Source organism: Pseudoalteromonas sp. KG3 (assembly GCF_030436385.1).
Lineage (GTDB): Bacteria > Pseudomonadota > Gammaproteobacteria > Enterobacterales > Alteromonadaceae > Pseudoalteromonas > Pseudoalteromonas prydzensis.
In genome coordinates this window covers 3,429,337-3,442,768 of the sequence record NZ_CP098523.1, presented here as the reverse complement: position 1 = coordinate 3,442,768, position 13,432 = coordinate 3,429,337, and the positions used below count along the sequence as shown (strand labels likewise).

Below are 13,432 nucleotides of genomic sequence, written 5' to 3'. Positions count from 1 at the left end.
TCTCTAGCCTTCCTTCTCGATCGTAGTCAAGCAATCGCGTAGGATTGAACCATACTCGTATTTACCTGGACAAACGAAGGTACATAACGCTAAATCTTCTTCATCAAGTTCAAGTGCGCCTAATGAGATTGCACCATCTAAGTCACGTGAAATTAAGTCACGTAATAATAGTGTTGGTAAAATATCTAAAGGCATAACACGTTCATAGTTGCCAATTGGCACCATGGCACGTTTTGAACCACCTGTTGACGTTGTCATTTTAAATAAACGGCTTGGCGCAAGGTGAGATAAGAAAGTACGTGTTACAGAAAACTTGTCGCTACCTGGACGGATCCAGCCAAACAATTCTTTTTCGCGCCCTTCAAGTAATACAGATACTTGAACATGGTAACGACCTAAGAAGGCTTGTGGACCTTGTGACGTAGCACCTGCTAAAACAGAGCCAGAGATAACGCGGTTATCACCATCTTCTAATTCACCAGCAACTAAATCATCTAAAGCAGCACCCAGTTGAGTTTTCACTAAACGAGGATTCTTAACACGAGGGCCAGCAAGAGAAATGACTCGATCAGTCGAGATTTCACCCGTTAGGAATAAGTGACCAAAGGCGATAACGTCTTGGTAACCAATATGCCAAACTTGTTTGCTTGCAGACACAGGGTCTAAGTGATGGATATGTGTGCCAACAAGGCCAGCCGGATGTACGCCACCAAACTCATGTACTTCTACTTGAGGGATTGATGAGCTAGGTACTTGGCTACCAGCTTGTTTACAAACAAATACTTTACCATCTGTCAAACGAGATACCACAGCTAAGCCCGCTTCAAATGCTTGCACATTTTCAGCAATAATCACCGCAGGATCTGCAGCAAGAGGATTAGTGTCGATAGCCGTCACAAAGATAGAGCTAGGATTTGCATCCACAGCTGCTACTTTACTGAATGGGCGAGCACGAAGTGCCGTCCATTGACCAGACTGGATAAGTACTTCTTTGGCTTTTTCACGATCGAGGCTCGAAAGCTGCTCAGCTGAGAAAGAGTCAAAGGTGATTTGCTCACTGCCGTTTACTTCAATAACAACAGATTGCAGCACACGTTTTGCACCACGATTAATTTCTTTTACTGTACCAGCAGCTGGGGCAGTAAATAATACGCCTGGGTTCTTTTTATCTTCAAAAAGTACCTGGCCTTTCTTGACTTGGTCATCCACACGAACATGCATGGTTGGACGCATACCAATAAACTCTTCACCTAGCACAGCTACACGTTTGACGGTAGAACCATCATGAATAACTTGCTGAGGCGCGCCCTCTATGGGTAAGTCCAGACCTTTTTTTATGTTGATCATACGCACTTGCACTACATTAACGGAAAGAAACTGAAAAATCGTACCAACCACGTCGCTATTTCGATGATCTAAGCTAAATTCAAGATATCAAAGAACTACCTGTTTTAATCTCAAAACAAGCAACGCAGTTAAACTCCTCACATATATTGCGCGAATTTTAACATTAATCGTGACTACTATGCGAGTGTAAATATGAAATTTATACGACAAGAGTGGTTATTTAGCTCAATCGCCGCATTTGAATAAAATTCAATATAGACCAAAGTGCTATTGCTCGCGAGCAAGGATGGAAATTAAACAAAAATAGTAGAGAAAAACGCTTGGTCATAAAAAAAGTCGCCGCAGCGACTTTTTTTAAATAAACATGGCTGAATTAATCAATCATATTTGCAATCGGTGCAATTGCATCGACGTCTTGCTCGTAATCAACAGTGTCGATACCAAAACCAAATAAACGTAAAAACTCATTGTGGTAGCCCACGTAGTCCGTTAGTTCGTCAATTGTTGCAGTGGTAACTGAATCCCACACAGTTTGAATACGTGCTTGTACGTCATCTTCCAACTCTTTGTAGTTTTGGAATAAATGGCCGCCATCGTCAAAACGCGGTGAATCACCGTATAGGTTTTCAGTAAATAAAGCATGAATTTGCTCAATGGTGCCTTCATACGTGCCATCGGCTTTCATTACTTTGAATAACGCAGAAATATAAAGTGGCATGATAGGAATTGCAGAACTTGCTTGCGTTACTACCGCATTTAGTGATGACACATAGGCTTCACCATTTAATGCACTCGTCGATTCTTTAATAGCCACGGTTGCACGGTCTAAATCTTCTTTTGCTTTACCGATTGTCGCGTGACCATAAATTGGCCAGGTTAACTCTTTACCAATATAGGTATAAGCAGTGGTTTTAAAGTTATCAGCAAGGACATCGGCTTCTTTAAGCGCATCAATCCACATTTCCCAATCTTCACCGCCCATTACTTTAATGGTGTTGTCGATGTCTTCTTGGCTTGCCGCTTCCACGGTAACTTCGTCAATTTCACGCTTTGATGTATTTAAGTTCTTAGTTGTAACTGCATTACCAATTGGCTTAAGGGTAGAAGAGTACACTTCACCAGTATTTGGATCAGTACGACGCGGCGATGCTAAGCTGTAAATAACTAAATCAACTTTACCTAAATCAGCTTTAATAGTATCAATGGCTTTTTGCTTGATTTCGTTAGAAAACGCATCGCCATTGATATTTTTAGACCATAAACCTTCAGCGTCTGCTGCAGCTTGAAATGCCGCAGTATTATACCAACCCGCAGAACCCGTTTTACGCTCTGTGCCTTCTTTTTCAAAGAAGATACCTAAAGTTTTAGCGCCACCGCCAAATGCAGCAGTAATACGCGATGCAAGGCCATAGCCTGTTGAAGCACCGATAACGAGTACATTTTTAGGGGCATTTTTTAATGCGCCTTGCTGTTTTACGTAGTTAATTTGTTCTTGTACGTGCGCTGCGCAGCCTACTGGGTGGGCATTAGTACAAATGAAACCGCGAATTTTAGGCTTAATGACCATTGATCATCCTATATCTATCTCAATAAAAATTAGCGCTAGTTTAAAGGCTAATTGTAAAAATACAGGTCTGATGAGTCTGGTGAGCTCTCAGACCTGGCCGTTAATCTAATTTAGAGCCGCCTAAACAGCTTGGTGAGTCTGCAACTTGACCGCTTTGCTCACTAAATTCTTCAGGAGTAAAGGTATGAATTGCTAAGGCATGAATATGATTAGCTAACTCATCTTTTAAAATTTCATTAATTTGCCGATGGCGTTGTAATAAGCGCTTTCCGCTGAACTCTTCACTGACGACAATCACCTTAAAGTGCGAGTCTTCGCCACGACTATGCATGTGGCTTTCGTTCACCACATTAAGATGCTTACACGCTAGCCCATCGGCTAATTTGCTTTCTATTTGTTGTTGCATTGACATAAAGGCTCACTTTAAAACTGATTTATTGCTCTACTATAACAACTAAGTCTGTAAATTGGCTAGCTGCGCTTTGGTAAAATATACCTAAACGTCAGACTGATACGTGGGTGAGCTAACGTGGTTTGCTTGGCAATCGCGTGTTGGTAATCTCGTTGGCTGTCGCCATTCATTACCAAACAACTGCCACTGTGTAGTAGTAAATCGGTTACTTTATTACTGGCCTTATGTTTGAGTTTTAACACCCGCTCTGCACCTAAAGAGATGCACACAATAGTTGGCTGAAAACCGAGTTCTATTTCATCATCACTGTGCCACCCCATAGTATCATTACCATCACGGTAATAATTTACCAGCAAAGAATTAAAAGGCTGTTGTAAATGCGCCTCTAAGCGTTTGCGTAAAGCCAATAAAATAGCAGGCCAAGGCTCAACCACTAATTTACTGTGAGAGTAGCCATATTCAATGTCATTATCACTGATAAAACATTGCAAGCGTGGGATTGGGCCTGTTCGCCCGTAAACGGTGGTGTTGGGTTGCTGCCAGTTTAAGTTTTGCTGCAGATGATAAAATAAATCGAGGCTTTTTTGTGCGCTCAGCGCCCTTCTTTGATAAGAAAAGCCATTTGGTAACATATGGGGGTTGGCCTTTTGCCGTTGCATGTTAGAATTTACCTATCAATTGATTACTGATCACTAAACTATTATGACCACGCAAGCACAGCTCGGCGATACAACTTTTACACTTGAACGTTTTCCGTTAGATCAAAAAAACCGTAGCTTACAAGCTTGGGATTCAGCAGACGAATACTTAATCGACTATGTTACTGAACATTATCCTGATTGTCGCTCTTTGCTGATCTTAAATGATAGCTTTGGCGCACTGTCTTGTTATTTTAGCAAACGCCAGTTAACGGTTTGTTCAGTCAATGATTCTTATATTAGTCATCAAGCTGCTGCCTATAACTTAGCAGAGAATAAAATTGCCACAATCGCTTTTAGTCAGCTTGATAGTTTATCGGCTTTACCTGAGCAGGTTGATTTAGTTATTTTAAAAGTGCCACGTACATTGGCTTTTTTACAATATCAATTGTCTGAACTGAGCGAAGTACTGGCACCCGGCACGCCTGTTATTGGTGCAGCAAAAACCAAAGATGTGCACAACTCGACTATTAAAGCGTTTGAGCAATTTATTGGCGAAACAAAAACCAGTTTAGCGGTGAAAAAATCGCGCCTTATTATTGGCCATGCAGCAGGTGGTTATAAAGCCGCTGATTTCCCAGTAAGCTGGCCGCTTGAAGGCACTAACTTTACCATTAGTAATCATGCCAATGTATTCTCACGTGATTCACTGGATATTGGTGCGCGGTTCTTTTTTGACTATTTGCCACAAACCAATAAAGCAAAAAGCATTATTGATTTAGGCTGTGGTAATGGCGTAGTTGGGCTAATGACACTGTCACGCTGCCCTAATGCGCAAGTGACATTTGTTGATGAATCGTACATGGCAGTAGAATCTGCACGGCTGACTGTTGAACTTAATATGGAAGACAAGTTTGAGCAATGTACATTTATTGAAAACGATTGTTTAACTGGTTTTGAGCGTGAAAGTGTTGATATGGTGTTATGTAACCCGCCTTTTCATCAAGCGCAAGCAGTTACCGATCACATTGCATGGCAAATGTTTAAGCAAGCCAAAGACACCTTAAAAAATGGTGGTGAATTGCGTATTATCGGTAATCGTCATCTCGACTACCATGACAAACTAAAACGTATGTTTGGTAATTGTGAGTTGCTTGGTTCAAATAAAAAATTTGTAGTATTAAGTGCGACTAAAAATAATGGAATGCTATAACCATGATGAAATACATTTTACCTTGCTGTGCTTTATTATCAGTATCGGCTTGTAGTAGCCAGCCTAATCAACTGATCTTAAATCCGGTTTATAAAAGTGGCAAGTTAAGCGCTATTAATCAAAGTTTAAGCACCAGTGTGATTGATTTACGTGGTGACCCTGCAACATTAAAATTGATCACTTCAGATAAAACTCAAACCATTGCCAGTCAAGGACTCACAGAGGCAATCAAAAGTGCGCTTGATAGCGCGCTGAGCCGCAACGGCGCTAGCATTTCAAATTTAGCAACGACTCGCTTTGAAGTGGATATTCATACTTTACAAGCAGTGGTGACTGAAAAGATGGTATCTCATACTAGCGACGCAAAAATTGAACTCGGTGTACGGGTTATTCGTAGCAGCAGTAATTTTAGTAAAATTTACCGTGGCAATGCGAGCCTTGAAGGGCCGCTTGGTCATGACCGAGCCAAAATTGAAGGTCAACTCAATAAGTTGACTGAGCAGCTAATAACCCGCATGGTATCAGACCCTGAATTACTCGCATTTTTAGAAGGTTAATCATGAAACGTGTATTTTTATTGGCTGCTTTATTATTGCTGAGCCAACCACTTATAGCGGCAACTGAAGGACGTTTTGTTCAGAAAAACAATATGTTCCCTCGAGTAGAGATCACCACCACGATGGGCAAAATAGTGATAGAGATGGATCGCTCAAAAGCCCCTATCACCGTCAATAACTTTTTAACTTACGTAATGGATGGCAGTTACAAAGGCACTGTTTTTCATCGTGTGGAACGTGATGTAGAAAACGAGCGTGATTTTGTTATTCAAGGCGGTGGTTACGATAGAAATTACGATGGCGTTTATGAAGGCGATCCTATCTTTAATGAAAGTGGCAATGGTTCAAAAAATGATATGTACAGCATTGCTATGGCCTATCAAGACCGCCAACCACACTCAGGAACGCGTCAATTTTTCTTTAACATGGATGATAACGACCACTTAAACCCAGGTAAAGATTGGGGTTTTGCCGTGTTCGGCATGGTAATGGAGGGCTATGAAACGCTTGATAAAATCATGCAAGTTGAAACCGGTTTTAACGAAAAGATTGGTTATGATTTTGTGCCAAAAACCCCTGTTATTATTTTAAATATGACCGTATTAGAGCCGACTCCATTATAACTATAATAAAGAGAGTGCCTAACTCTCTTTGCCATTGAAGGCATTATGACTAAAAACTTGTCGATAGCAGAATATTTTTCTTACTTTAAAGATAAACGACTTATAAATGTGTTTATTTTTGGCATGAGCAGTGGCTTTCCTTGGGTACTGATTGGCTCAGTAATGTCAGCCTGGCTCAAAGACGAAGGTCTTAGCCGCAGTATGATTGGTTTATTTGGCATTGTTTTTGGCGCGTACAGCATCAACTTTTTATGGTCTCCTTTGGTTGACCGAATCAAACTACCCATTCTTTATCGCTGGCTTGGCCAGCGCCGCAGCTGGATACTGCTTTGCCAGAGCTTTATTTTACTCGGTGTTATTTTATTAGCCGGGCTCGATATTACCGCCCACTTAGGTGTCGCTGCAGCTTTATGCCTCCTCATCGCTGTCGCCTCTGCCACTCAAGATATCGCTATTGATGCATTTCGTATCGAGACCTTAGATGAAAATGAGAGTCATAAAGCCACCGCAGCGGCGGCCATGGCAACCTCTGGTTGGTGGAGCGGTTATGCGCTACTTGGCGCAATTCCCTTTTATATGGCGGATATGCCAAGCATTGACTGGCCGCAAGTGTATTACTTTTTAGCTATTGTAATGTTACTACTTATGAGTTGTGTGTTTTGGGCGAAAGAGCCTGAATCAAATCGTGAGGCGGTACATGCTGAGTTAGAACGCATTTACCAACAAAAGCTCGCTCTGGGTAAGCAGACGCAATTAACGAAAGTGACGGCATGGCTGGCGGTGACGGTACTCGACCCATTTAAAACCTTCTTCGCGCGAAATGGCGTAAAAACAGCACTCGCGCTGCTGGCTTTTATATTTTTATTCAAAATTGGTGAAGCATTTTTAGCCCGTATGTCGATTGTGTTTTATAAAGAAGTCGGCTTTAGCAATACACAAATTGCCAACTACTCAAAGCTGGGAACAGGCTTAATCACCATCGTTTTTGCATTTTTAGGCAGTATTTTTAATCATAAATATGGCATCGTTAAAGGCTTATTTATAAGTGGTGTAGCCATGGCAGCATCCAACTTAATGTTTTCTTGGATTGCACTAGCTGGCCCTCAAGAGCATTTGTATGCGATGGCAATTGTGGTGGATGGGTTTACTCAGGCATGGTCGTTAGTGGCTATGGTAGCGTTTATATCAATGCTCTGCGACAGAGCCTTTAGTGCTACTCATTATGCGTTGCTTGCATCATTGGGGAATTTAGGGCGAACATTGCTATCGAGTTATAGCGGCGTAGTAATTGATGATTGGCTAGGTGGCAATTGGTCATTGTTCTTTATTTTAACAGCCTTGATGGTGTTGCCATCACTGATCTTTTTATACCTAATTCGGCATCGTTTGTATGCGTTAGAAAATAGCTATCACGGGAATACATAAAGTGTTTTTGGAGGGGGAAGTTTGCAAGTGGTAGGGAATAAATTACTGGTGAAAGCGCTTCCCTGCACTGACTAAAAAAACTAACTATTAGTCTTCTTTTAATAAGCCTAAACCTTCGTACGGGTCGACTTCTAATGCATCACAATAACGTAAAAATTCAATCACGTCTAAACGGCGCTCTTGGTTTTCAATTTTACCAATGAATGAATGCGGTGTACCAAGTACTTGAGCAAGGCTACGCATTGTATGACCTTTCTCGTGACGCTTAGTTTTAAGCCATTTAGTTAGTTTTGAGTTTTCTTCAGAAGAAACTGTTTTACCCATCATAAAAAACATCTCCTACTAGATGATTTAAAGTTTAATTAATTTAAGAGTGAAATTTTGCCCGTCTCACTCTTGGATACATTATATACTATTCACACTCATGTGAAATAACTAATTTTAGGCGAGTACCAATTGCGGGTAATTGCTATTATAGGCTATTAACTTTATTGTAAAACAAACATTAAAGTTAATAGTCTAGTATTAGTTCCTCGTTAATGTAACAAATAATTTATTGAAATGAACCCTTTTTACAATAAATTATTTTTAACTTTAAAATTAAATAGTTATGCTAATAAACTGTATAATCATCACCAAAGAGAGTCATTTATGTTCCGATTACTATTCCTTATGCCAGTTGCCCTCTGCTTAATTTGGTACTTTTTTCTTAGACAAAATAAGATACCAATTAAGCAAGGTAAGAAAGGCTTTATATACATTTTAATCTTTCTACACTCGTGTTAGGCTTTTTTATTCTAATGATGCAAGTCACTCACAGTGTGTGAGTGACTAAAAATAAGCCAACATTAGGCTCTGCGACGTTCGCGAAGCATCAGTAAGCAAGGTGTTAGCACTAAGGTTAGTATAGTAGCAAAGGTTAAACCACCCGCAACAGCGGTCGCTAATTGCACCCACCATTGCGTTGACGGTGCACCAAAATCAATTGTACGATTAAATAAATCAATATTGATCTGTAGCACCATTGGCATTAACCCTAAAATAGTTGTCACCGTAGTTAACAATACTGGGCGTAATCGCTGTGCGCCGGTTCTTAAAATGGCATCTTTTGCAGCAAGCCCTTGCGCTCTTAACACGTTGTAAGTATCTATTAGCACAATGTTATTATTCACCACAATGCCGGCCAGTGAAATAACTCCAATGCCAGACATGACAATACCAAAGGGTTGTTGTAACACTAATAAGCCTAAGAACACGCCAACAGTCGAAAATACCACCGCGCTTAGGATCAAAAAGGCCTGATAGAAACTATTAAACTGCGTTACTAAAATAATGCCCATCACAAACAGCGCAACTAAAAAGGCATTTTTCAAGAACGCCTCGGATTCATCTTGATCTTCGGTTTCACCACGGACTTTGATTTTAACTCTAGGATCTAACCCTTGCTCTTTTAGTTGTGCTTGCAAGCGTGGTAAAGCTTTAGCCAGTTGCTCACCGACCTTCATATCGGCGTTGATAGTCACTACTCGATGGGCATCAACACGGCGAATAGTGTCTACTTTTGGGGCGGCGTGGCGTTCAACAAAATAGCTAATGGGGACTTGGCCATGTATGGTTTTTACCCGTAACGTTTCAAGACGACTTAAATCACGTTTATCGTGCGGAAACCGCACTCGAATATCAATTTCGTCGTCAACATCATCAGGACGATATTCGCCTAACTTTAAGCCATTAGTAATTAACTGCACATTTGCACCAAGCATAGCTGCATCTGCGCCATATCGGGCAGCATCTGCTCGGTTGAGTTTTAACTGCCATTCAATCCCAGGCTTTGACGCTGTATCGTCTACATTTCGAAAGGCGCCATCATTTTCGATAGCTTGGCGGATCACTTTAGCTTGTTGATTTAATACCTCAGGAAATTTTGAGCTCAACTCAATACTCAGTGCTTTACCACCCCCGGGACCGTTTTCATCCTTACGCATTTCAATCTCAACGCCGGCAAAGCTTGCGGTGATCTCATTCACTTTGGTGATGATATCTTCAGCAGGCGGACGTTCATGCCAATCTTTTAAATTTAATCGAAATGAGCCGATTTGATCTTGCCCGCCGGTGCGCGCATATAAGGTTTTAATACCTTCGACGGCTAAAATACGGGTTTCAATTTCTTTCATGACCACGTCTTTTTCATAAATAGACAGATCACTATACGAACGTACTTTAATGTTCACCCCGTTTGGCTCAACATCTGGGAAAAACTCAACCCCTAACTTTGATACCGCAAACCCCACAAATACTAAAATTGAGAACACCACAGCCGCGAGCAAGGTCCACCATGGCTTATCAAGGGCGCGATTTAACAGTCGCACATAGCGCCCAGCAAAACCTTGCAGTTGAGTTAAATCACCAGATTCAGCAATCACCAAGTCTTGCTTTTGTTGTGGTGTTAATGGCCTAATTTTGCCAATCAAGCCGCCGATGGTGGGTACAAAAACCAATGCCATCAGTAATGATGCCGATAATGTCGCAATTAAAGTAATAGGCAAATATTTCATAAACTCGCCCATCATTCCCGGCCAAAAAATTAACGGCGCAAATGCGGCAAGTGTCGTTGCTGTTGATGCAATAATTGGCCAGGCCATGCGCTCGGCAGCTATTTTATAAGCTTGCTTACGTGTCTTGCCTTCGCTCATTGCTCTATCGGCGAATTCCGTGACCACGATTGCGCCATCCACCAGCATGCCGACCGCCATGATCAGCGCAAATAACACCACGATATTAACGGTTAAACCGAACAAGGAAATCACCAAAATACCGGTCAAAAATGAACCGGGGATCGCCACTCCTACTAAAAATGCGGTACGTGCTCCCAACACCGCAACAATGACAATGACAACTAACAATACTGCTGATAACACGTTGTTTTGTAGATCTGACAGCATCATTTCCACGTCTTTCGACATATCACCGGTGTAATCAACTCGAATATGTTCAGGCCACATTTTTTGTGCTTGAGCCACCACCTCTTTCACTTGTGCTACGGTGTCTATAATATTTTCACCAGCACGCTTTTTCACTTCAAGCGATACAGCTTGGCGGCCGTTGATACGCGCTATTGAGCTGGGATCTTTATAAGCACGACGTATTTTAGCAACGTCCATAAAGCGTACGACTCTATCACCTACCACTTTTACGGGTTGCTCCATCACATCTTGGATGGTTTCAAATACCGAAGGAATTTTTACAGCAAACCGCCCTTTGCCAGTATCTAAGGTGCCTGCTGCGACTAAACGATTGTTATTAGAAAGTAATTGAATAATATCGCTTGGCTCAAGTCCATATGAAATCATCGCGAGCGGATCGACTTCAATTTCAACCATGTCTTCACGGTCACCACCCACATCAACTTCCAATACGCTAGAGATACTCTCAAGCTCGTCTTTTAAATTGCGGGCAAGGGTTAATAAACCTCGTTCAGGTGCGTCACCAGAGAGTGTTAAAGTAATGGTGGGTTGCTGATCTTCCATGAGAATTTCATGTACTTCAGGCTCTTCTGATTCTGACGGTAATTTTGCTTTAGCAAGGCTGACCCTATCACGTACATCAGCGAGCGCTTCTTTTGGATCCATGCCCGCCATAAATTCAAGTGTTACTGATGCGTGGCCTTCACTGGCCACCGCCGTCATTTCTTTTACCCCTTCGATAGAGCGTAGTTCAATCTCCATCGGCCGTACCAGTAGCCGCTCAGCATCTTCAGGTGAAATACCATCATGAATGATTGATACATAAATAAACGGGATGGTGACATCGGGGTTCGCTTCTTTAGGAATATTTTGGTACGTCACCCAACCAGAGATCAATAATAAAATAAAAATCAGCAGTACAGTTCGCGTGTGATTAAGCGACGCTTCTATTAAGTTTTTCATGCCTTACTCGCCCGCAGTCGTATCAGCTTCGACAAACACGGGCTCAACAATATCACCGGCTCTGACAAACCCTTGCCCTAACGTGATCACATTTGCTGTTTCACCCAACCCCCACAGCCATACTCCCTCTGCAGTTGATTTGGCAAGGCTGACATTTTTAAATTCTACGCGATTTTCAGCGTTAATCACCTTCACACCAATATTACCTTCACTATCAAGTGCCATATAAGCGGGACTTAATAACATTGCAGGCGCAGAATCGAGTGAGATATCAAGCTGCGTTGAATAGCCTGCTTTGTATTCCATATCAGGGTTAGCAAAGGCGGCTTCAATACGAAATGTATTGGTACTGTCATCTGCTACCGAGGCAATATAACGCATTTTACCTGGATATGTTTTGTCATTTAAAACATGGGCATGCACAGCTTGACCAACTTGCAAACCGGTAATTTCTTTTTGCGTTGCATCGGCACGAACTATTAAAGGATCAAGATCGACTAACTCTAAAATAGCATCACCAATAGCAACATAATCACCTAACTGAACTAAGCGCTTATTAATAATGCCACTAAAAGGCGCGCGAATTTCGGTACGCTCTAATTGTAATTCCAGCCCAGCTAAACGTGCTTTACCTTGCGCAAGTACTGCTTCGCTACGCATGGTTTGCACACGGTCTTGCAGGCCTTGATTCCTAAGAGAAAGTGCCCCTTCATACTCAGCCGTATACTGCTTTAACAATGCCGTGGCAGATCCCAACTGAGCGACTAAATCTGATTTATCTAATTCTAGAATCAATGTTCCTTGCTCAACAAACTGCCCTTCTTCGACATAAATTTTGTCTACTTCTCCGGCTTGGCGAGCACTCACTCGCGCTAATTTATCAGGCTCTGATTTACCATAAAACGACAAGGTTTTTTTGATCTCTTGCGCAACTAATTTCACCACTTGCACTTTCGCTACTTTCTCACTATTCGTTTGGGGCTGCTTATCACTGGCATGACTTGAGCCTGAGCCCATCCAGATACAAATAGCAACAACAATGACTATGGCGAGAATATAGGGTTTTTCTTCTAATTGCTGTGCAAGCTTTTTCAACACAAAATTTCCTTTTAGCTATCAATGGTAAATGCGTAAGATGGTTGTATGAATAATAGAGTAGGTAGTCGTTCTAAGGCAATAGAATTAGAGGGTATTAAATTTTAGCCAATAAAAAAGCCGCAATCTGCGGCTTTAATCAATACTTTAAACGCTGAAACTAGCGCCGCACCCACAGGTGGTCGTTGCATTGGGGTTAGCAACAAAAAAGCGTGCGCCTTCAAGTCCCTCGGTGTAATCCACCTCGCCATCAACTAAATATTGAATACTCATTGGGTCAACCACTAAGGTCACGCCATTTTTGACAATCTCTAAATCGCCCGGGTTTGCCTTTTCATCAAAAGTAAACCCATACTGGAAACCAGAGCATCCACCGCCTGTTACATAAACACGCAGTTTTAAATCTGGGTTTTCTTCTTCGTCGATTAACTGTTTAACACGAACAGCTGCTGCATCGCTGAACTTAATGGGTAATTCATCTGACATAATATAACCCTCTATACCTACATTGCTGCGATTATCTAATACCCGAGTGTTTTAATCAAGTATAGGGATGAGTTTGCTTATAATAGTTAATGTAGATCTAAGATAGTTAGTTGTATCAAATGGTCAAGCCACTATTTCTAGGC

General features: G+C 41.6%; 12 protein-coding genes. 4 read left to right on the top strand and 8 right to left on the bottom strand.

The annotated features are described in order from the left end of the window. Positions 1-3 precede the first annotated feature (3 nt). The 4 genes from NDQ71_RS16125 to NDQ71_RS16110 all read right to left on the bottom strand — a co-directional run bounded on the left by NDQ71_RS16125 (position 4) and on the right by NDQ71_RS16110 (position 3,985). Complete coding sequence (locus tag NDQ71_RS16125) at positions 4-1,347, bottom strand: Na(+)-translocating NADH-quinone reductase subunit A (protein WP_064665612.1); 1,344 nt, start codon at positions 1,345-1,347, stop codon at positions 4-6. A gap of 373 nt (positions 1,348-1,720) precedes the next feature. Continuing rightward, positions 1,721-2,914: an enoyl-ACP reductase FabV gene (gene fabV, locus NDQ71_RS16120; RefSeq protein ID WP_064665611.1), complete on the bottom strand. Its 1,194-nt coding sequence runs from the start codon at positions 2,912-2,914 to the stop codon at positions 1,721-1,723. Between the two features lie 100 nt (positions 2,915-3,014). After that, the gene (locus NDQ71_RS16115) at positions 3,015-3,326 is read right to left on the bottom strand and encodes a BolA family transcriptional regulator (protein WP_064665610.1); all 312 of its coding nucleotides are present in this window, start codon (positions 3,324-3,326) and stop codon (positions 3,015-3,017) included. A 59-nt stretch (positions 3,327-3,385) separates the two neighbouring features. Next, entirely contained in the window at positions 3,386-3,985 is a 600-nt protein-coding gene (locus NDQ71_RS16110) for an alpha-ketoglutarate-dependent dioxygenase AlkB (RefSeq protein WP_064665609.1), read from the bottom strand. Between the two features lie 43 nt (positions 3,986-4,028). On the opposite strand from NDQ71_RS16110, the gene NDQ71_RS16105 reads away from it, so the two are divergent. From NDQ71_RS16105 to NDQ71_RS16090, 4 genes are read left to right on the top strand one after another with little or no spacing between them, the layout of a single operon-like run. Then, a complete protein-coding gene (locus NDQ71_RS16105) occupies positions 4,029-5,177 on the top strand; it encodes a methyltransferase (protein ID WP_192541522.1) in 1,149 nt (382 codons plus the stop codon). 2 nt (positions 5,178-5,179) lie between these two features. Continuing rightward, a complete protein-coding gene (locus tag NDQ71_RS16100) occupies positions 5,180-5,734 on the top strand; it encodes a YajG family lipoprotein (RefSeq protein WP_192541521.1) in 555 nt (184 codons plus the stop codon). A gap of 2 nt (positions 5,735-5,736) precedes the next feature. Beyond that, positions 5,737-6,357 carry a peptidylprolyl isomerase gene (locus NDQ71_RS16095; RefSeq protein WP_064665606.1) on the top strand — a complete coding sequence of 207 codons (621 nt, stop codon included), beginning with the start codon at positions 5,737-5,739 and terminating at the stop codon, positions 6,355-6,357. 45 nt (positions 6,358-6,402) lie between these two features. After that, complete coding sequence (locus NDQ71_RS16090; protein ID WP_301561840.1) at positions 6,403-7,782, top strand: MFS transporter; 1,380 nt, start codon at positions 6,403-6,405, stop codon at positions 7,780-7,782. A gap of 87 nt (positions 7,783-7,869) precedes the next feature. Here the strand turns inward: NDQ71_RS16090 and NDQ71_RS16085 are convergent, their stop codons facing one another. The 4 genes from NDQ71_RS16085 to erpA all read right to left on the bottom strand — a co-directional run bounded on the left by NDQ71_RS16085 (position 7,870) and on the right by erpA (position 13,289). Next, positions 7,870-8,109, bottom strand: a complete 240-nt coding sequence (locus NDQ71_RS16085) for a helix-turn-helix domain-containing protein (protein WP_016708680.1) — start codon at positions 8,107-8,109, stop codon at positions 7,870-7,872. 521 nt (positions 8,110-8,630) lie between these two features. Further along, positions 8,631-11,708 (bottom strand): efflux RND transporter permease subunit, encoded by a 3,078-nt coding sequence (locus NDQ71_RS16080; protein ID WP_064665604.1) that lies wholly within the window; start codon positions 11,706-11,708, stop codon positions 8,631-8,633. 3 nt (positions 11,709-11,711) lie between these two features. Next, entirely contained in the window at positions 11,712-12,806 is a 1,095-nt protein-coding gene (locus tag NDQ71_RS16075) for an efflux RND transporter periplasmic adaptor subunit (RefSeq protein ID WP_064665603.1), read from the bottom strand. 144 nt (positions 12,807-12,950) lie between these two features. Further along, a complete protein-coding gene (erpA, locus tag NDQ71_RS16070) occupies positions 12,951-13,289 on the bottom strand; it encodes an iron-sulfur cluster insertion protein ErpA (protein WP_064665602.1) in 339 nt (112 codons plus the stop codon). Positions 13,290-13,432: the final 143 nt, after the last annotated feature.